This is a genomic window from Paenibacillus sp. FSL M7-1414 (assembly GCF_038003195.1).
GTDB lineage: Bacteria > Bacillota > Bacilli > Paenibacillales > Paenibacillaceae > Paenibacillus > Paenibacillus amylolyticus.
This window is the reverse complement of sequence record NZ_JBBOOS010000001.1, coordinates 6,875,169-6,897,548: the sequence shown is the minus strand read 5'-3', so window position 1 is coordinate 6,897,548 and position 22,380 is coordinate 6,875,169. Positions and strand designations below refer to the sequence as shown.

Below are 22,380 nucleotides of genomic sequence, written 5' to 3'. Positions count from 1 at the left end.
TAGGCAGTAAGTTGCTTGAATACATCGTATGTAAATGGATATGTGTTAACTAGAGTTGAGGGAGTTGGGGGTCCGCGGAAGCTTGCTATCATAACTGCTCGTACATGTGATCACGAAACGAATATGACTTTTTATCCCATTATATCAACTAAAAAGATAAAATACATAATTTTCTATTAACATCTATCTGTTCGATAGTTGAAGGTATAAATGAATACTTTTAACTAGTCTCACTCTCGACTTGCAGTTAGTAGTTCTGCTGTGGCAAACGATTTATTTTTATTTGTGGATATAGGAATTTGGACGAATGTGTCGAATGATTGATTAGATTGAATTTGAGGTATTTCAAAAGAGTTTCAGATGGTTTTTTTCATCCAGAGGAAAGATACGAGGAGGGTCATATGAATTTTGGCAAAAGGATAGGGAGCATGATTCTGGTCTTGTCTCTCATTACAGGACTGTTGTACTTAAAACCATCGGATAAGGTGTATGCAGCGGCTCCAACGTCAACAATCACAATGGATAATACGCTGCTGAGAATTGGCAGTACATCAAAGGTAACCTTTACGTTCTCGGAAGCGGTACAAGGGTTGGATTATGGAGACTTAACCGTTCCGAACGGCACACTGACTGCACCTGTCTCTTCTGATGGAGGCATTACGTGGACCGCAACTCTCACACCTAAACCCGACACTACAGATGCAACCAACGTCATTACTCTCGACAATGGGGGTGTGATGAATCAGGACCGTAGTGTAGGTATAGGAACGACCACTTCGAATAATTATGAGGTCTATACCGCTCGGCCAACGGCAACGATTGTTGTAGCCGATACAACACTGACCATTGGTAAGACATCACAGGTAACGATCACATTCTCTGAGGCCGTGACAGGTTTTACCGTCGCAGACCTTGCGGTGACGAATGGAACAATTCAAAATCTAGCCACCAATGATAATATTAGCTATACAGCAGAACTAACCCCGCCTGTAGGCATGACTGCTGGAACCAACAAGATTACACTCGATAATACGGGTGTGGAGAATCAAGGCGGCATTGAAGGCATAGGAACAACAGACTCAAATAACTTCGCAATCGATACAGTAAGGCCCACAGCAATGATTTTCGTAGCCGATGCTGCACTGACTGCCGGGAAGACATCGCAGGTTACCTTTACGTTTTCCGAAGCAGTTACAGGCTTTACCAATGACGACCTTACCGTTGCAAACGGTACCCTGAGTGCCGTTAGCTCTACCGATGGAGGCGTTACATGGACCGCGATATTGACGCCGACTGTTGGTATTACGGATGGAACGAATATCATTACGCTTGATAATACAGGCATCAGTGATGTTGCAGGCAATGCCGGAACGGGTACGACGGATTCGAATAATTATACGGTTTATACCGCCCAACCAACGGCAACGATTGTTGTAGCCGATACAACGCTGACCAGTGGCAAAACATCAGCGGTAACGATCACATTCTCTGAGGCTGTGTCGGGTTTTGATAATGCGGATCTGACGGTTGCGAACGGTACCCTGAGTGCTGTTCATTCATCCGATGGGGGCGTGACGTGGACAGCTACGTTAACACCTCAAGCTAACGTGAGCAAATCGGTCAATGTCATCACCCTTCAGAATAATGGAGTGTCCAACGGTGCTGGTAATGCAGGACAGGGTATAACGGAGTCCAATCCGTATTCAGTTTTCACTGTACAGCCCGTACAAACAACAAGTCCGAGTACTCCTTCTGCACCAACGGCTCCGATAGACAATATAGTCACTTCAACAACGGGTAAAATAACCGTTCCGATGGGTAAGTCAGGCGTTGTTAGCTTGGGCAAGGAGATTCAAATCTCAATTCCAGCAGGAGGATCACCTCAAGAACTGACTTTGTCGATTGATAAAGTATCTGATACCGAAACTCTGCTAAGAAATAAAGAGATTCTGGCCAGCCCGGTATTTGAGCTTCTGAAGAATTTCACAGAGAACTTTCTCAAGCCGGTAAAAATGACATTTACATTTGATTCATCAGGTCTTGAGAGTCATCATTCGGCAGCTGTATTTTATTATGATGAAGTGAATAAGGCATGGGAGAAAGTGGATGGCGGTATTATAAAAGGGAACCAAATCATAGTCGAGGTCAATCACTTTACGAAGTTCGCCGTCCTGGTTGTAGACAAAACCAGCGGAAAGCCGGTCTTGAATAATCCAGTTGAACCCACCACGGAACCTGGTTTTAGCGATATCTCGGGACACTGGGCTGAAGCAAGAATTAAACAAGCTTCAAGCAACGGCATCATCAACGGTTATCCGGATGGAACGTTCAATCCGGGGAAGAACGTCACACGTGCCGAGTTCTCAGTCATGCTGATGGGTGCGTTGAATTTACAAAAAACAGAAGTGGAACTGGTATTCTCAGATAAAACCGAGATCGGAACTTGGGCCAAAATGGCAGTCTCGCAAGCCGTGCAAGAAGGCATTCTTAGCGGTTATCCGGATGACACGTTCCGGCCGAACGCCAATATAACACGTGCCGAGATGGTAGTGATGGTTGCGAATGCGCTCAAGGTATCTACTATAGGAAATGATGCAACGTCTTTTTCAGATGAGAAATCTATTCCTGTTTGGGCAAAAACCTCTGTGGCAGCCTTGAAGAAACTTGGCCTTGTCGAAGGTATGGGTAACAACGATTTTAAACCTAAATCACCAACCACCAGAGCAGAGGCTGTTGTTATATTGATGAACATGTTAGATAAAACCAAAGCAGAATAGTAATTAACAGAGAAACATCTCTACCTCTATAGAGAGGAAATTGGGGTGAAAGATACTCTTGCAGTTGAGTGTTCTGAGCAATTATATGAAGGAAATAAAGGCACCCTGTAGGGTGTCTTTATTTTTAGCTAGTAGTAACTATGCATCTCCTCTATAAATCTCCCAAAATTTTTACATACATTTTATATATTTAATGATTTTTATGAATTGAACTATGGTAAAATATCTCAGGATCTAAAATTGGAGAGGGGTTTTTTCATTCATGTTTTGGAAAAAAGTTTTGGGTAAAAGCACACTGCGTGTAGCTACTGCTGCACTATTACTCACGCAACTATTGGGCGCAGCGGGTTCTGTCTCTGCCGCAGGTAACGATGTAGAAGTACACTTGATTGGAATCAATGATTTCCACGGTCAGTTAGATACCACATCAATGGTGGGTGATAAGAAGGCAGGAACGGCTCCAATTCTAGCAACCTACCTCAAAGAAGCGCAAGCCAAATATGAACACTCCCTACTCTTCCATAATGGAGACTCTGTTGGTGCATCTGCTCCAGCCTCATCTTTGGATCGTGACGAGCCTACCATGGAATGGATGAATATGATGGGCTTTGATGTAGGCTCCTTGGGTAATCATGAATTTGACCAAGGTGTCGCTGCTTTGAAAGCACAAATCTTTGGTGGCCTTGATCCAAAAGAAGGAAAAGTAACGCATGCGGGTGCAAAATTTGATTACGTCAATGCAAACGTGATTGAAACTGCCACAGGAAAAACATTGATTAAGCCGTATGTGATTAAAGAAGTGGGCGGAGTCAAAATTGGATTTATCGGACTAGTCACGAAATCCACACCTGCCAAAGTATCTCCATCTGGGACAGCTGGCGTACGTTTCTTAAGCCCAGAAGAAGAAGTGGAAGCCGTTAATAAATATGCTAAAGAATTGCAAGACCAAGGCGTAGAAACGATCATTGTTTTGGCACATGATCCAGCAACAACCAAAGAAGGCGTAACTACTGGAGAAGCAGCTGATCTGGCAAAAGCTTTACCGGCGGATTCCCCTGTTGACGTTATCGTTGCAGGTGACAATCATGCATTGGCTAACGGTGAAGTGAATGGAAAGTTGATCGTTCAAGCTTATTCCTATGGTACGGCGTTTGAAGATATCAAGTTGATGATTGACCCTGCTACCGGGGATGTAACTGAAAAATCAGCGACTGTTACAACGACTTTCCAAGAGGGTGTAAAAGAAGACCCTGAATCTTTAGCTATTATTAAAAAATCATTGGACAAGCATCCTGAGCTGACGAAGCCAGTAGGTACAACGGATGGTTCCGTCACTCGTACAGATGCTTATAATAACGAAGCCCCTCTAGGAAACCTCATTGCAGATTCAATGCGTGAAGCAGACTTTGGGGATAAGGCAAGTGCTGCTGACTTTGCATTTATGAATCCAGGCGGTATTCGTGCGGATCTGCCACAAGGCGATGTAACCTTTGCTGATCTTGCCAAAATCCAACCGTTCGGTAACACTCTAGTGAAGCTGGAACTGACTGGCGAACAAATTAAAACTTTGTTGCAACAACAATGGGGTACCAACGCTGACGGTACACCTAATACCAAAACACTTCAAATCTCTGGTTTGAAATACACTGCAGATTTCAATAAGCCGGTCGCAGAACGTGTTACTGGTCTTAGTCTTGAAGATGGTACACCTATTGATCCTGCAAAAACATATACGGCTGTAGTTAACAACTTTATGGCTGCAGGTGGAGATAACTATAAAGTGCTGCTGGATGCTAAATCATCCCTGGCAGGTCCTATCGATCTGGATGTATTCTACCAGTACATCGTAGATACGTATAAAGGCGGTAGCATCGAAGCTAAAAATGAAGGACGTATCACAAACCTGGCTGCATCTACCGAGCCAACAGAAACACCTGTAACAACAGAAGTCATTTCTCGTGCTGAATTTGTAAGTGCTCTGGTCGACATGTTGAAACTTAACGAAGTAGCGACAGCACCTGCATTCAAGGATGTTGCGGCTAATGCTGCATATGCAGATGCGATTGCTGAAGCTACGCATGCTGGATTCATTCAAGGTTTTGGCGGAAACTTCTATCCTGATCGGGATATCACGCGTGAAGAAGCTGCTACCATTCTTGCTAAATTGGTAAAAGATCAAGCGACTGATAAAGACGCTGCTACAATTATTGCTAGTTTCGAAGATGGTAAATCCGTGTCTGCTTATGCAATTAAACCTATGGCAAAACTGATTGACAAAGGTATTTTTGCTGGAACAGATAAAAAATCACTTCAACCTAAACATGGTCTTACAACTAACGATGCAAAAGCATTGATTGAAAAGGTTGTTGCAGCAAAAGCTTCATAATGTAGAACTTATTCAAACTTTATATTAAAACAGAGAAACACATCCTATCGGGCGAATGAGCATTCCTCTACGGATAAACCCTCTCATCAAGTAGTTCTTTAATTGGTGAAAAGGGTTTATCCAGGAGAATGCCATATCCCAATTTAGGATGTTTTTTTATGCTTAAAATCCACGATTCTATGGAGAAATCTATGTCTTAATTGGCTCTATGGTTTGGTTACCGTTTAGTGTTCAGAATTTGGTAAGGGCTCTAAAGTAAAATGGTAAGGCAAGCCATATGAACTTGATGAATTTTATCAGTTTCTGTTGTAAGGATGGAATGGCCAAAGGAAAGGGAAAAAGTTTCTGGTTGCTGCAAAAATTTTAGAAGTGGAGGAGATTTTCGTTTGAAACAAAAACGCAATATAGGTAAACCGTTATTGTCTTTATTTCTGGCAATGTTGCTCGTCTTGCAGACAGTGATATACTCCACCGCCGCATATGCGGAGAGTGTGCCAACCGATTCCGAAATGGAAGCCGTCATTGAATCTGACTCACCGAGTGCCGACGAACCACTTTCGGTACCTGAGGCAGTGAACGACGAACCGCTTTCGGAACCTGAGGCAGTGCAAGAGGAACCGCTTTCGGTACCTGAGGCAGTGTACGATGCACCGAATAGTTTCGTAGCGATGGCGGCAGTCCCAACGGACAAAACAGCGGTATTTATGGAATCCAATTCAACCTTTCCGCTGGAAGTGACGCAGGGGAATGCTGTTATTAATCCAAACGGTATTATTCAGGGTAGACAGCCCTTTACGCTCAAATCGGAAGGTCTCAAGGTACCAGTGAATGGTGATGACCCAAATCCCACTAATGCAGATCCTGAGAAATACATCCAAAAGGGTGACTGGATCGAGCTGAAAAGAGAAGATTACTTCAAGGAAGTGGTGCTGCCAACAGCTACTAAAACCTTGAATGCACAGACGGAATCAGGTACAAAACAGCTGGGCACCGCCTATTTCACTCCAAATAGCATCAAGATTGTATTTAACGGTGAAGATAATTTTTTCAATGGTGTTGGACGAGGTATTGCCTTCAGCTTTGAATCTACTGCCAATGCAGATATAACGGGACTAGCGTATGGCGATAAAAAGCCGATCAACATCTTTGGTGGTGCATATCAGCTAGAGAACCCAGATGTTACAGCAGAGTATAACATTACTTTAAGCTCGCCTGGAATGATCAGGTGGGATCAGTATGGTTACCGCGGGATTCAGCCAGCGCAATTGGTTGAAGGTGCAATTACTTGGGAGTCAAACGTCTCTGCATTCGATCAGTTTGATAAAACAGTCAAATTGCCGTTAGACGGGAAGACATTCTATACGAATCCAGCCACTTATAATACGGGTTTTGGAAATGTCCGTGGTATCTATAAGGAGGGTTCATTCAAAGTAAACGGCCAAAATGTAACGCCAGTCATTGGGGCCGACGGATCGCTGACTTACATATTTCCGCAGGGAACAGGTCTAGATCCAAAGGTTGAATATAAAACATGGATTCCAAAGGAAGCTTATTATTACGAACATCGGAATCCGCCAAACAATCTTGGTCGCAGCTACCGGGACATGAATGGCAAAGTGGAACTGAGACAGGACAACAACATGTTGGTACAGGCAGGTCAGGAGATTTCTTTTGCTCCCGACTGGATTCAAGCCAGCGCTTCGTATGACCATGCGAATGAAACCATTACATGGAAGATCGCGGTTAACCAATATAATAAAAAAGAGTTAAAGGACTTTACCATCACAAATGTATTACCGGCTGGGCTGGAATTTGAATCGGCTGCATGGCAGACATGGGTAGATGGCGCTGTATCTGAAGAAACGCCAATTACACCAGATTCAAACGGCGTGTATTCCTTCGGGGATATTAACGGAAAAGTCGAATTGTTGATTAAAAGCAAGGCGATAAGTGGTTCCAGCTTCCAAATTGACCCTCGTGCCAACTGGAATTTGGATACACCAGGGGTTATACAGAACAACGATGTAATGACGGGTAAAAGACCTATTGCGGTGACAGATGAGGCAGTCGTCAGCATTGGCGCACACACGTTTACAAAAACAGGCGCAGTATCAACCGAGGATTATAACCTGGGCAGTATCACGTGGACCGTTAATCTAGCACCACAGTATGCCTTACCTAACGCGGTAGTATACGATGTCCTTGTGCATGGCGGTGACTTGAACGTCTTGGACAACGCTGTAGATGAAACCAGCGAGGTGAGTGCGGAGACAATTGCGAAAATTAAAGCAAATATCACTTCTGCGCAGCTTTGGAAGCAGTACAAAGCGGGAACTCTGAAGTCGAATGCAACCGGATTGACGATGAAAGCTATTCCATTAACCGTGGACGGTAAAGTGGTGGCGGATTTGATCAAGGTGACCGGATACACCGAAGAAGCGGCATCCTTCAGCTTCCGTGCACTTGAGACCAACCCGAACATTCTCTTCAGACAGGATATTAACGCAGGGAAAACTGTTTCGAATCGGGCTTTGCTCATTGATGGCGAAACCGTAAAAAAAGCAGATAACAGCGCCAACCTACACATGCATATGTTGAACAAGGATATGCTCTTTGCTTCGAGGCCATTAAAAGTAGATGGTACTTTTGACAATGTGACGCCGAATAACGTTAGCAGTTACATTAGAAATGATAACAATGAAGCATGGACAATTTCTGGCTATGACAGGACAACCAAAACGGTCACATTCCGTTTAGGGGTAAATATGCCTGGATATAACACAGAAGAAATGGCTAAGGATGGCGGTAATCGAGTCATTAGTAATATTAAGTTAGTGGATACACTTCCCGAAGGCTGGGAATTCGTTCCTTTCTCTGAAACTAAGGACTTTGAGCTTTGGAAAGGATTTTCGGACAATGGTGCAGGAACAGAATATGGTGTTAGAAACGATGCTAGAACTCTAATTGAACCAGGTACCAGTTCTCATGTAGTCCATTTTTCACACATTGGAAACGAGGGTACTTTCACCTTCTCCAAGTTGGAAAGTCCTTATATCATTCTGGTGAAGGCAAGACCTTCCAATGATGCTCTGCAGAAGTATTTAGAGGAATACACCATCAACGGCACGGACAAACAGGTGCTGTATAACAAAGCCGACCTTCATATGACATGGGGTGGAGTGGAGAAGGTTGTCACCGAACAGCGCAAAGTTATTGTACCTATTCAGACCCTTGGAAAGTCGGTAACTAAGCCAGTTCCAGGAGTGCTGGAATGGACGGTGAACTATACCCCGCCATTTAACATGAAGCAGGGTGTTTATTTGCAGGATACCCTGGGTGCAGGCATGAATTTGCGTTATGAAGAAAACGGAAAGCTTGTGCTGACATCACCTAGTATGGCAGTCTATCCTGCTAAATTGACCGCAAGCGGCACTCTTGAACGAGAGGGCGCAGCACTGGACCTCAGCGACCCGAATGCTGAAGTTCAAGTAGAAGCTGCACCAGGCACGGGTGGCGCTACGGTTCTAACATTTAAAATGGACGACCCTAATCAGCTTTACCAGTTTGTGTACCAAACAGAAGTTGATCCATCTAAAGCGAAAGCTGGAGACACAATGGGCAACGAGGTAAAACTGGAGGGCGATGACAATCTGAAATCTGTCAGTGCCAGAAGCGAAAGTACGCTGGACAGTTCGGACGTGGCCGGCAGTTCAAGTTCCAATGCTCTGTTGCCTCTGAAAAAGGTAGATCCCAATGGCAATCCGCTAAAAGACGTAGAGTTTACACTCTATAAGAAAGACGGCGGAACTATAATCACCAAAGGAAAAACCGATAGCGGAGGGAAACTTAATCTGCTATTCCCTGATCCAGGGTATTATGAGCTGAAAGAAACCTATATTGACACCAATACTTGGCTGCCAACTACAAGAGTATACCAAGTATATGTAGGGAATACGCCAGGGAAGCCCATCTGGGTAGACGGGGTGAAATTAACCTCTGATAATCCGCTGATCGTGCCTACACCGGCACAAGGCAAGCTGACCATTACCAATAAGGTGGAAGGCAACGGCAGTGATCCGGACAAAGAGTTCGAGTACACCGTGACCATCACCGGCGTAGGTAAGGACAGAGAGTATACCTATAAGAAGTCGGATGATACGTTCGGCACGATCAAGAGCGGAGGCAAGATTACCCTTAAGCACGGGGAATCTGTGACGTTCCCAGCCTTGCCTGCGGATCTGGTCTATACCGTAACCGAGGCTGATTATACATCCGTTGACGGTTATACGACGATACCGGGTACGAGAGAGCTGTCTGGCTCAATCGTGAATAAAGGTGATCACAAAGCGGACTTCATCAATGAACGGACCGTTAACAAGCTGACCATCAGCAATACGGTCATGGGCAACGGCGGCGATAAAACGAAGGAGTTCGAGTACACCGTCAACTTTGAGGATACAGGCAAAGAGGAAAGTTACTCTTACTTGAAGACGGACGGCAGCACAGGTTCGATCAAGTCCGGCGGTAAATTCCGCCTTAAGGATGGAGAGGCACTGGATATTTTGGGTCTGCCTAAGAATCTGAAATACACAGTTACCCAACAAGATTACACAACCGATGAATACATGACTACTCCTGAAGAACGGTACTATACCGGGGTCATGAAAGGCATTGATGAAGATGCCCCATTCACGAACGTACGAGTCTTGAAGGGCGGCCTATTAATCAGCAACACAGTTAAAGGCAAAGATGAAGACAAGAAGAAGCTGTTTAAGTACACGGTTGCCTTCACCGGCGAGGGATCGGACGAATCCTACGTCTATGAGAAATCAGACGGCAGTAAGGGTATGATCAAGAGCGGTGAGAGCTTTGAGCTTACAGATGGACAGACGCTCATTGTCCAAGGGCTTCCAACCAATCTTCAGTACAAAGTGACCCAAGATGATTATACGGAAGATGGCTATGTGACTGATCCAGAGAGTCTCATTCACATTGGCACTATTCCAGAGAAAAAATGGTCTGAAGCACATTTTGCCAATACCCGACCGTATCTGGAAGGCGTGTTGCGTAACAATAACACAGGAGAAGTCATTCCGAATGCACCGATTACGGTAACCGATCTGAAGACAGGCGAAGAGATTCAGACGCAGACGAATGAGAAGGGTGAATATTCAATTCCAGCCGTAGCGGATACCGACTATACGATCAGATATACGAAGATGTATCGGGTAGGCGGTAAGGATGTACCTGTTGAGTTTACGCAGAAAGCAAATGTGAACAGCAGTGTAACGGACGAGACTGTTCCAGCGGACATTACGGCCGTGGGGATCATTCTGTTCAAACAATTGGATGGAACAACAGTGCTATTCAACGATTTGTTGACTAGCCAGATGCATATCTATTTGAAAGACAAGGATGGCATCTATGTTAAGGAAAACGGCCAACCTAAAGCATTTCCTATGGCGTCGAATGGAACTTTCTCTGTGGAAGGGCTAAGCGAGCAGAAGTACACAATGGAAGTTCGCTATCAAGCTGAGACCGGCGAGGAATTGCTCCTCAAAGTGGCGCAACTTGACGTTAAAGCTAACGGAGAGCTGAATATTTCAGAGGAGTTAGTCGACCCTTACGGTACGGTCTATGATGAAACGACAGGAGATGCCGTCACTGGCAAGAAAATTGATGGAGCCAAAGTTACACTGTATTATGCGGATACGCAGCGTAATAGAGATAACGGCCGCACTCCGGGTACGAAAGTAACGCTTCCAAAGGTTCCAAATTTCCCGCCGTACGACAACGAGAGCCCGGAGCAGAGTAGTGATGCAGATGGCTTCTATGCGTACATGGTGTTTCCTGAAGCGGATTACTATCTGATCGTAACGAAAGACGGATACGAAACGCATACAAGTGGTACCATTTCAGTCGATTTTGACATTGTCAGGTACGATGTGCCAATGAAGCCAATTAGTTCTGGTGGCGGCAATGGTAACAATGGAGGCGGCACCGTAACGCCTGGTCCAGGGACCGTAACGCCAGATCCGGGCACGGTAACGCCAGATCCAGGCACGGTAACGCCAGATCCGGGCACCGTAACGCCTGGTCCAGGGACCGTAACGCCTGAACCGGGCACTGTAACGCCTGAGCCGGGCACGGTAACGCCTGAACCAGGCACGGTAACGCCTGAACCAGGCACCGTAACACCTGAACCAGGCACTGTAACGCCTGAACCAGGCACGGTAACGCCTGAACCAGGTACCGTAACGCCTGAACCAGGCAATGGTAACGATCAGCTTAAGAACGATAGCAACGAGTTGGACGATGCTCCGAAAACTGGAGATAACAGCGTATCGCCATTCTTGTATATGATTTTGGCGCTGATGTCCTTAATGACGATTGGGTTCTGTCTACTCGGGTACAAGAAGAAAAAGCACATCCAGTAATGGAAGGGAAGGCGGTAAGAAAAATGAGCAAAACTAAAAAAATTCTTATCGCTGTTTCCTTGCTTGTGTTGGTATTTTCACTTGTCAGTCTTGCGAGGACTTTCTTGCGAGACTATGCCGAGAAGCAGAAAATCGAAGAGTTAACAAAGGTTTGGAAAGAAGGATCAGAACAAGGTGGAGGGGATGCAATCCCCTCCCTTTTGTTCAATAAAGGCAATGAGCCGGTTATGCTTCCCGAATTTCGAGATCTTTACGAGAGGAACTCAGACATCGTCGGCTGGCTGAAGATTGACGGTACCCGAATTGAGTACCCGGTCATGCAGAGCCCACAGGATTCGGAGTACTATCTCAATCATGATTTTGATAAAAATGGAAACCAAGGTGGTCTTCCTTTTTTGGACGAGTCTAGCCGGGCTAATAGTTCGGACATTTTGCTGATTCATGGACATCACATGAAAAGTGGTTGGATGTTTAAAGATTTAATGAAGTACAGGAACGAAAGCTTCTATCAAGAACATGCGACGTTCCAGTTCAGCACGCTTTACGAAAAGGAAGAGTATGAGATTGTTGCCGTTATTCTGTCAAAAGTTTATCGCAAATCGGACGACGTGTTTAAATACTACCAGATTGAGAATGTAAGTACGCCCGCCGAGTTCGATTCATATGTTCAGAATATCAAACAACTCTCTCTTTATGACACAGGTGTAACAGCACAGTATGGTGACAAGCTTATTGTGCTGTCCACATGCGAGTATTCAACCGAAAACGGTAGGTTAGCGGTGGTGGCTCGAAAGCGTTAATTGACGATTCTGAAACACAAAATCAATCTGCTTTATCTCGCATTCTCTCCTTAGAGGACGCGATTTTTCTTGTCCCCGAAATAAGGTGCTCATGGACATGAAGGCCTGTTCCAGTCGTCAAAATGGGAAAGGGCGGTTTAAATCGACAAATTGATGTTTCTATGATAGGGTTGAAGCATCCCATAGGCATTCTACTCTTCGGAGTAGAGTGCCTTCATGTATATTATGGGTGCTTACATTAAATGTATTTTAAAATCAATTGGATCGTATATGGAGGTGGTGATGCTATGTTTCTCTCTTTAGCCCCAACAGGGGATGGTTGGATGAGTATGAAAAATGTGAAAATATCATTTAATAAAGAGGAGCGAACATAGCATGACTACTAGTTTTCAAGCGGAGAACCGCATTCCATTAAATACATCCCGACTTAGGGATTTACGTAAATCCGGGCGTTTGCCAGGTATTGTTTTTGGCAAAAATACGGAGAATGAAATGATTCATATTCCAACAATACAATTTCAAAAATGGTTGAAGCAGGGTACGTCTGGTTTTATCGAACTGCAGTTTGAAGAGAAAGGCTCATTGACTGTATTGTTGGAAGATCTCCAGCGTGATCCAGTTACACGGGATTTACTTCATGTGGATTTTCAGCAGGTGCAGACCAATGAGATCCTGCGTACTAAAATTCCTGTGAAGTTCAATGGCACACCGATTGGCACAAAACAGGGCGGAGTCGTGCAAGTTCAATTATCTTCTATTGAAGTGGAGGCATTGCCGAGACACTTGCCAACGTCGATTGAATTTGACATTTGTGCTATGGAACTTGGAGAAACGTTACATGTAAGTGATGCTACGTTTGCACCAGATGTGACGGTGATCTCTGAGGGGAATGAGTCTCTACTCTCTGTAGTTAAACCTTAACAATTCCAAATTTTTAAAGCTGAATAATTCAAAATTAGCCGTACGGGTGATCATCCGTACGGCTAATTTGTGCTGATTACGAGATGTTGGCGTGCTCCCATCCTTATAAGGCGGGTAGTCTGGAATTCACCTCACGTATGTCTTTTGCTCGCGTACAGGCGCAATGATCCTGATATTTCGCTACCCTTTCAAAGTTCATCTGCAAAATTCAGGTGTAAAGTAGGTAGACTCAGGAAAGGTAATCACTATAATGGAAATAAGATACATATATAGTTGAACCCGAACTGCTAAGGTCATTGGCATAACATTTCTAAACAGGGCGGTGAGCGAAAAGAAATGGACAAATTAAAGAATAGCGGATTCTATAAACTGAGATTCTTCATCACTCCTGAAGAGTTTAAAAGCCTTTTGCAGCTTTTGGAGCATCGGCAAGCGCAATTCCATCGTACCAATGCTGCCCGAACAGAGCATGATTATAATCAGGTGTACGAGGAGTATCAGACGTTCTATCAGTATTTTGTGGCAGGAGAAAAGAGAGATGACATCCATCCCTTCTTTGTTTACTCTATTTCTATTGCATCGGATCAAGAAAGTTCAGGATTTTTTGTGAGAAATGAAGGGGTTTCTTTTCCATATCACGGACAATGGGCAGAGGATGAACTGCCGTGTATCTTGATTTCATTTCCGAAAGGTTTCCAAGTTAATTTGGAAGATGAAAAAGGAAAGTACTATATATATGAGGATATCCGGGACCATAAGCCACTGACCTATGCGTTTTTCGATGAAATCAGAGACTCTATCAAAAAAATGACCAAACCCCTTCGCTTCTCAGCCCTTGATGCAGATGCGATGAAGGAGCAAAAGCCCTCTGTGCGTATAAGCCATGATGCAATGCACAAATTGAGCCAATCGTGGATCTTCAGTAAATATAGACTTGTGATTCATGGCAAATAGGAGGGGCTGAAATGACGTTCGCCCTAAATATTATCTGTACCTGGGTACTACTAGTTGCCTCATGTTCCGCAGTATGGTGGAGTTTCAGAACAGAAAAGCTTATAACCATCTCCTGGCTGGCATTTTTGCTACCGGCTGTCTTCCAGCTTGTTACCGCTTTCCGGATTGGTCCAGGCCAAGCAAAGTCACTCATCGTGTTCGGCTGTATCAATCTGGTGTTTGCTGCCCTTGTGGGTGCAGGTGTCTGGTATCTAGTCCAAATAGCCAATTCATATCGAAGGGGCAAATGATCAACGAATGGAAAGGGGAACTCTATTCATGAAGCCAATGCAAGAAATAGAGACACTGGCCATAGAGATCGCTGCTGCCGCCAGAAAGTCTTTTTGCACCCTTTTTGAAAATGGTGAACGTTACTATTATTGTACGTTATACACTACTGGCGAAGGACATGCGCCAAGCATTTCTGCATGGTCGTGGGAAGCTTTGGCGTTGGAATCGGCTAGACAAGCAGAGGAAAGTGATACGCCGGTATCCACGATTGCGGATCTCATCAAATGGTCGTATGCGGATTCGCCCTATTGTTGTTTTGGGGATGATCACTTTGCCGATGTCAAACAACGATATAACGAGCGTCCTTTCATTGCGGAACTGGAGAATGATGATTGGAATCGCGAGTTGGATTTGAGGCTGAACGCCATGGAGCTGGCGATGAAAATGCTCGATGATGAAGGCGTGTTTGCCTTAAATCAACCACGAGAGTCCGTATGTGTCCTTGTTGAAGTCATGCCGCCGGATAAGATCAATACCGAAATTGCCTTACGTTTGAATCGGGTGGAATCTCCGGCTATGCAAGCATGGTTGGCGGAGGCGGCAGAATAGAAGCATCTGCAATTTAGGGAGTTTTGACCTTCTATTTGACCTTCTATAATGTACCGTTTCGGCTCAATTGGCTGAATAAGATGATTATGATAATAGGACTATAATTCTCGAACCACCTTTGCACATGAAAGGGTGGTTCTTTTTTATGTCTGCGACCCTCGGACAAACACACTTTTTCTGCCTTGTCCACATTTATACCTCACCAAAACTATTTAATTGCATTTAATAGATTATCAATAAAAAAGGAGGTTTTGAGAATGGGAAATAGAAGACCTGGAGCACCTAGAGGTGGTTATGACCCTGTTCAGATCTATAACTCTACTTCGTTTAATGCGAGTGGAGTAGTGGAGTATGCATCCATCTTTTGTAGCAACGATAGATATAGTGTTCAGCGTGACGAGACTTGGAGATCTTCCGACCGTGGTGTGTGCCTGGTAACTAGAATCACCGCGACGGTTAGAACACCGAGTGGAAATATTGAGGCTGAACCGTATACCTCTTCTGGTACTTCGTACAGCCAGTTCGCCATTATACAGGTAGGGGTAAATCAGTTCCGAGTGACACGTGTTACAAGTGCGATTAGAAAATGCCGGAAATAACCGAAGAGGGTTAATATCGAGATTAGGCACGAAACATGAAGAGACGACTTGCCGGGCTAGCAGGCAGGTCGTCTTTTTTCGTTTTAATGTTCTTTGTACCATAATATTCTGCGGTGCATCGAGGAATCTTTCAAAAGTCGGAAAGGCCGTAAGGCTGGTTGATAATTTCCTTCGATAATCCAAATTCGCCGTTTCTTGTCGATGGCTATATCGAACCCGACTTGTCTAAGCATAGGGTAATGCTCTCCCAATCGTTTGGCAGCTAATCGTGCAACTTGTTCCGCTCTGACAAGTAAGCGCCGATCTCCAATTCGAGCCAGTCTCAGTGCTTTAAAAACGGGAATGGGGCGGTTATTCACATTGGTGACTTGGTATCCTTGTGCAGCGACTTTAGCATAGGAACCTGTCACGGTCCAAGTGGACGAGGAACTCTTTTTGCGCTGAACCATGATCCGAATGTCGAAGGGCCTGTGTTTAATTTGAGCAAGCTGCAGACGCTTTTGGACAATATACTCATCACTTTTGATTGTTTGTTCGAACCATTCGAGTAACTGCTCGTTGTCTCTCATGGTGACTGTGTTATTTTCATTTTGAATACGATAAGCATTTGCACCGCTTCGTTTAATGAACAGGATACCCCTTCCGTAACTGCCATTACGAGGTTTCAGTACAACGCTGGGATACTGAAGAAGCATCTTCGTTAACGTATCCTTCTCAAGCAACTGTGTTTCTGGCAACCGTTCAGCGAGAGAGGGCTCATCGCGCAGAATGCCATACTGCAACCATTTGTCTCTTTCGAATAACATTGGAATCACAGCCTTTTTTTAATCGTCTATGGTAATTCTAATTCAAATTCGTGATTCGCATAAGTGACCATTCGTCCAGATTTGTAAGTCGATGCATGTCCAATCGGTCGATGGAGACAGAAGATGAACTTTTGCGAAAATTACTGCATTCTGGGAAGGCGCTCATTCACGCTTTGAGTGGCTTCTGGATACGCAGGCTCACTTCTATCACCACCGTGGATAACGGCATGCCGTGCTGGTACATGTACTGAAACAAGAGCCATATGTGAAATGGTTTGAGTAGTACTAGACTGACCCTCTACTAGCACTTTTTACCTATGAATTAGCTTATGAAAAGTGCGACTTTTTTACCAATATATATACAAATTATTCGTTTACTGTATGACTTTTCGATGTTATACTCACAATATTCAAAAAAATTGTTGAAATATGTCGAATTGAGGCTTATCAGGATGATTATAGGTAAACAAAACGGCGAAACGATCATCCTCATTCCATCACTTGAACCGGATGAGAGACTTCCAGCCTATGTACGGCAATTGCGAGAGTATGGCTTGACCAATATTGTTATTGTGGACGACGGATCAGGTGAGGCCTACCAGTCGATTTTCGAGGAGCTTCGTGAGAACGGTTGTGCTCTGCTGACACATACGGAAAATCAGGGGAAGGGTGCGGCACTCAAGACCGGATTTGAGTATATTGGGAAGCAATTCGACGCATCTTCCTTCGTCGTAACCGCTGATTCAGACGGACAACACGTAGCTGAGGATGTTTACCGCATAGCCCAAGAAGCAAGGATTTATCCGGACTCATTGGTGCTCGGGGTAAGGAACTTCAGCGAGGGGAATATACCGCCAAAGTCCCTGTTAGGCAATCGGATGACCTCCTTTATTTTTGCCATGCTGTATGGTAAAAAGCTATCAGATACCCAGACTGGGCTTCGTGCCTTCGGTCCAGGGTTACTTGCGTTTATGCAGGATGTTCGCGGCACTCGGTTTGAATATGAGCTTCAGATGCTCATCTCGTGCATTCAGTCTGGCATACCGATTCATACCACGCCAATCCAAGTCATTTATGAAAATGGCAATGTGGGAACTCATTTTAAAGCAATCCAGGATAGTGCCCGAGTAATGGGTGTGTTGTTCTCCAATTTCCTGCGGTTCATTTCATCATCTGTGGCCAGTTCTGTTGTTGATTTGGGTATCGCCTGGTTTTTGATCGACGCATTGCGGCCCATGTTGGGTGAGCAGCACTATTTAAGAATTCTGCTTGCAACCGTGATTGCGAGAGTGATTTCCATTGTGGTCAACTATGTACTGAACAGACACTTTGTATTCCGCAAGGAGGATAGCCAGGGAAGTCTATGGCGCTATCTGACGTTATGCGGAGTAGTGATCTTGCTTTCCAGTACCGGTGTATATATATTCCATACCGTTCTCTTCGTAGATGAGAAATTGGCGAAATTCGTCTGTGATGCCTTGCTGTTCCTGCTCAGTTTCCAATTGCAGCGAAGATGGGTATTTGCAGCAAGGAGGAAGCAGTTGTAGTGCAAAACGAAAAAAGGCAGAATATCTTTTTTGTCATCACGATGATCCTGATGTCGATTTATTTGGTATGGCGTACGTTCTTTACGTTGCCATGGGGTGAGGGCGTTCTGAACGTCATTTTTGGTATGCTGCTGATTGTGGCTGAAACGGTCACCGTACTGACAACCTTTGAATTATTCTTTCAAAAGATGCAAAAAGAACGTACACAGCTCGATTTTCCAATCGTTCCGCCGGAGTATTATCCGGATGTGGATGTATTTATTGCTACGCATAATGAGCCCGTTGATCTGTTATATAAAACCGTTAATGCCTGTACGTTCATGGATTACCCGGACAAGCAGAAGGTTCATATCTATCTCTGTGACGATGGAGCGAGACCAGAGGTGGAGGAGCTTGCCAAACAGTTTGGCGTGGGGTATCTGGGGTTCCCCGGAAACAAGGATGCCAAGTCTGGTAATCTGAACAATGCACTGAGCAAAAGCTCTTCGCCGCTCATTGCAACGTTTGATGCGGATATGATTCCACAGCACACCTTTTTGATGAAAACGGTACCCTATTTCATGCTCTCCACGTTTATTAAGGAGGATGAGGTATGGCGTCCTCGCCGAGAGGACGAGATGGACCCTAAGTTCAAGCTTGGTCTGGTACAGACCCCGCAAAGCTTCTACAATCCGGATCTATTCCAGTTTAACCTGTATGCAGAGCAAGGCATTCCTAATGAACAGGATTTCTTCTCCAGAGAAGTAAACATCCTGCGTAATGCCTCCAATGCGGTAGCCTATACAGGAAGTAATACGATCATTTCCCGGCAGGGTATGGAAGACATCGGAGGTTTTCCGCTTAATACGATCACCGAGGACTTTGAGACAAGCATCCGCTTGCAGCAGGAAGGTTATATTACCTATGCGACTCAAGAAGTTCAAGCTGCCGGGCAGACAACAACAACAGTGAAGAGCATGATTAAACAACGGATTCGCTGGGCAAGGGGTATCATTCAGAGCCTGCAGAATACGCGTGCACCCTTATCTGGGAAGCTTCCTTTCTGGACGAGAGTGACCTACTTGAGTAGTTTCTTATACTGGTGGTCCTTCTTTAACCGCTTGATTTTCATTTTGGCGCCTATTTTGTTTGCGTTATTCGACTTCCAGATTGTAAATACAACCTTCTGGCAAATCTTAATATTCTGGCTTCCATCTTATTTCTTCTATAGTCTATCCATGCGATATCTGTCCAGCAATATTCGGAATCAGCGATGGAGTCAGGTTATCGATACCATATTTATGCCTTATCTGATCTGGCCGGTTCTCCTGGAGACACTGGGTATTCGTGAGAAAGAGTTCAAAGTTACCAACAAAAGCAGAGCGAGCGGTCGACAATGGATGTCTGCTCTGTTATATGCACTTCCGCATATCTTCCTGCTGTTGCTTTCCATTGCAGCCGTGATTCGGTATGTCAATGGCAAGTACGGCATTGCGCTGTTCTTCAGCAGTATCATTATTTTCTGGCTGATTCATAACATGATCGCACTATGTTACGCCCTGTTCTTCATGATTGGCCGTCGTGCGTATCGGGAGACAGAACGGATTCGGGCGCAGGAAGATGTCACGATTCACGACCAAGCCAACAATCTGCGGTATCAGGCCAAAACGGTGGATGTATCTGAACAAGGGATTGCCTTCTATGTCCCTTATCCCATTTATTTGGCTGAGCAGAAGATCATCTCTCTGGTCGTCAAAACCGAGCGCTATGAGGCCAAACTCGATGCAGTCATCGTTTATGTGAAACAGGATGGAGAGGGCTGGCGTTACTCGGCAACGGTTCAGCCGGTCGATGAACATGATAACCGCCAATATATGCAAATCATCTACGACCGTAAACACTCCTTGCCAGAGCAGATGAATCTGTGGGATACGGCTTATGACGATATGTTACGTAATGTGAAAAAACGGATTGTTCAACCCAGATCGGATCAGCGAAAAATGCCGCGGCTTTCCCTTCAGCTTCCAGTTCATTTCACCAATGGTGCTAGCTGTACACTGCGCAGCTTCAATTATCGTTTCTTTTCCGCGACGGGTTTCCATGGGGATATTGCTTCGGGAGGGGTGGTTACTTTTTATACGAAGAGTAATATTGAAGTCATTCTGCAACATACGGGAAAAACGACAGCCCGTGAGCGCGAAGTGCTCCTCTCGGTGGAGAATATCGATGATATTGTAGAGAAGGGCCTGATCGACCAATTGTTGACTGATTTGATTGAGCCACATTCCGATCGTTCCACCAGAGAGGGTTAGGAGAGACAAAGATGCTCATTGTGCTTCATTTTGTGATGGGAGTTTTATTGATAATCTCCTTTGTTGGTTATATGCAGTTTGTTCGGAAGATACTTGCACTACGTTGGGAGTTTATCCCTGTATTTGTGTTTTCCTCGATTGCTTGCATCGTATATTTCGCTGGCTTGGCAGGCCAGCTCTTTATAGGAAGTATTATCGTGATGATACTCGGCTTGTTTCTTTTTAGAGATACGCTGGTTCGAGCTGTCCGACGAGGGACCAAGCCGAATGTATTGTTCTCGTTATTTCAGTTTTCTTTTCTGGGCGGAACGTTCATCTTTTTGCTGATTCTGTTCCAAAGTCAATTGACACACTACGATAATTTCTCGCACTGGGCTATTGTATTGAAGCAGATGTTGAGTACAAATGCCTTTCCGACGCCAGGCTCCAATCTGATTGATTTTAAAAACTATCCGCTTGGGACTTCGTCATTTATTTATTATGTCTGTCGCTTCATGGGGCATTCCCAGTCCGTGATGCTTTTGGCACAAGGTCTGCTTATCTTTTCATGTTTTTATGCCATGTTTGGCATTGTTTCAGAGAAGAAACGTTTTCTTCTGTACGCTTTTCTCGGACTCGGGTTATCTACGCTTTCTTTTTTCAATCTGACGATTCGGATCACCAATCTCCTCGTGGATTTCTTGCTTCCGATCTACGCACTCGCGATCCTGGCGGTGATTTACCAATATCGTCATAAGATCAAAAAGGCATGTATTGTTGTTCTTCCGCTTGCCGGATTGCTGACCATCATCAAAAGCACGGGTATTATTTTCGCCGCGATCGGCCTGATCTTCCTGGTGTATACGTGGTTGAGAAATGGGCAGCGCTCGAACTGGAAAGTCGGACTGGCTGTGCTGGGTACCATTGGTGGTTCATTACTTCCGTATTTCGGCTGGAGCTGGCGAATGGCGACGGTATTCCAAGGGATTGATAACAAGTTCGAGGGAACAGCCGCGGTGATCAAAGCAGGCAAGACGGGAGAACAGAAATGGGAGATTCTGACGCTCTTCTTGAAATCAAGCATAGATATCACGTCCAGGCCTGTGCTCGGCATTGTACTTTTTCAACTTATCGCAATCGCAGCTTCTGTATTTGTCATTGTCGTGCTCAAGAAGAAGTGGAACTTGTGGAAAGCATTAATTGCTTTGGACGTTGTTCTGTTACTGTACTATGCGGGTATTCTGGCGTTGTATCTCTTCTCCATGCCATTGGATGAAGCAATTGGCCTGGCTGGATTTGAGCGTTATGCATCGAGTATCGTGGTGCTGTTCGCCGGTGGGCTGGTGTTGTGCGCTGCGATCGACCTGGAGCGCTCATTCCACTATCGGATCGGTGAAGTACCAGATTATCAATCTTTTAAGACGGTTGAGACGAAAGGTCATTATCAAAAAGGCATTATCGGCTGTATGGCGGTTGCGGCCACCATCCTTTTGTCCGAATATAATGGTATCGTGTCTATCGCCCAAAGCTATGATACAACGCTCCCTTACAAGATTCATGCGGTTACTGGTGATCGGTGGTACTCAGGTGGGCAAGAGGATAATAACAGATATCTCTTCTACGCCTCAGACAGGGACCAACAGGTCACGAACTATTACATGCAATATGTAGGGAAGTATTTCTTGTATGCTCCTCATGTGGACGGGATTGTGTTGTTCTATGAGGATAATATGGACAACCTTCTGAGCGGCTACGATTATCTAGTGGTCGTCGAGACCGATCTCAACGCCAAGTGGTTGCTGAAAAAGCATTATGGCATCGACATGCAGGAGGGTATCTACAAAATCATCCGTTCCGGGGATCAGATCGTTCTTACGTTGACTTGAGGTCATAGATGTTGAGATCCTGTTCCGGGTATCCGGTCAGGTAAGATTGATACATGATTGTATATAGAGTCTCCTTAAATATAGCCCGCTATAGCTAATACCTATAATATAGCCCGCT

Annotated in this window: 13 protein-coding genes; 12 read left to right on the top strand and 1 reads right to left on the bottom strand. The window is 44.8% G+C overall.

Annotation, left to right across the window (positions count from 1 at the left end; genetic code table 11):
• Positions 1–401: 401 nt before the first annotated feature.
• The 9 genes from MHH92_RS30025 (at position 402) to MHH92_RS29985 (ending at position 15,753) form a co-directional block, all read left to right on the top strand.
• A complete protein-coding gene (locus MHH92_RS30025) occupies positions 402–2,777 on the top strand; it encodes an Ig-like domain-containing protein (RefSeq protein ID WP_340907580.1) in 2,376 nt (791 codons plus the stop codon).
• 262 nt (positions 2,778–3,039) lie between these two features.
• On the top strand, positions 3,040–5,163 hold the full coding sequence (locus MHH92_RS30020; RefSeq protein WP_340907579.1) for a 5'-nucleotidase C-terminal domain-containing protein: 2,124 nt from the start codon (positions 3,040–3,042) through the stop codon (positions 5,161–5,163).
• A 386-nt stretch (positions 5,164–5,549) separates the two neighbouring features.
• Complete coding sequence (locus MHH92_RS30015) at positions 5,550–11,600, top strand: DUF7601 domain-containing protein (RefSeq protein ID WP_340907578.1); 6,051 nt, start codon at positions 5,550–5,552, stop codon at positions 11,598–11,600.
• Positions 11,601–11,623: 23 nt separating this feature from the next.
• Positions 11,624–12,400, top strand: coding sequence for a class B sortase (gene srtB, locus MHH92_RS30010; protein WP_340907577.1), 777 nt, complete (start codon positions 11,624–11,626; stop codon positions 12,398–12,400).
• Positions 12,401–12,775: 375 nt separating this feature from the next.
• Entirely contained in the window at positions 12,776–13,321 is a 546-nt protein-coding gene (locus MHH92_RS30005) for a 50S ribosomal protein L25 (protein WP_340907576.1), read from the top strand.
• A 336-nt stretch (positions 13,322–13,657) separates the two neighbouring features.
• Positions 13,658–14,275, top strand: coding sequence for a hypothetical protein (locus MHH92_RS30000; RefSeq protein ID WP_076329313.1), 618 nt, complete (start codon positions 13,658–13,660; stop codon positions 14,273–14,275).
• Between the two features lie 11 nt (positions 14,276–14,286).
• On the top strand, positions 14,287–14,565 hold the full coding sequence (locus MHH92_RS29995; protein WP_036611832.1) for a hypothetical protein: 279 nt from the start codon (positions 14,287–14,289) through the stop codon (positions 14,563–14,565).
• Positions 14,566–14,593: 28 nt separating this feature from the next.
• Entirely contained in the window at positions 14,594–15,154 is a 561-nt protein-coding gene (locus MHH92_RS29990) for a DUF4303 domain-containing protein (RefSeq protein WP_340907575.1), read from the top strand.
• A 257-nt stretch (positions 15,155–15,411) separates the two neighbouring features.
• Entirely contained in the window at positions 15,412–15,753 is a 342-nt protein-coding gene (locus tag MHH92_RS29985; RefSeq protein WP_047841001.1) for a hypothetical protein, read from the top strand.
• A gap of 83 nt (positions 15,754–15,836) precedes the next feature.
• Here MHH92_RS29985 and MHH92_RS29980 read toward each other — a convergent pair whose 3' ends face one another.
• Positions 15,837–16,559, bottom strand: coding sequence for a YheC/YheD family protein (locus MHH92_RS29980; RefSeq protein WP_340907573.1), 723 nt, complete (start codon positions 16,557–16,559; stop codon positions 15,837–15,839).
• A gap of 452 nt (positions 16,560–17,011) precedes the next feature.
• Here MHH92_RS29980 and MHH92_RS29975 point away from each other — a divergent pair, with 452 nt between their 5' ends.
• Genes MHH92_RS29975 through MHH92_RS29965 form a run of 3 tightly spaced genes read left to right on the top strand, consistent with a single transcriptional unit; the run spans position 17,012 to position 22,262 of the window.
• Complete coding sequence (locus MHH92_RS29975; protein ID WP_340907572.1) at positions 17,012–18,106, top strand: bifunctional glycosyltransferase family 2/GtrA family protein; 1,095 nt, start codon at positions 17,012–17,014, stop codon at positions 18,104–18,106.
• Positions 18,106–20,397, top strand: coding sequence for a glycosyltransferase family 2 protein (locus tag MHH92_RS29970; protein WP_340907571.1), 2,292 nt, complete (start codon positions 18,106–18,108; stop codon positions 20,395–20,397). The genes MHH92_RS29975 and MHH92_RS29970 overlap by 1 nt, the downstream gene beginning before the upstream one ends.
• 11 nt (positions 20,398–20,408) lie before the next feature.
• Positions 20,409–22,262, top strand: a complete 1,854-nt coding sequence (locus tag MHH92_RS29965; protein ID WP_340907570.1) for a hypothetical protein — start codon at positions 20,409–20,411, stop codon at positions 22,260–22,262.
• Positions 22,263–22,380 lie beyond the last annotated feature (118 nt).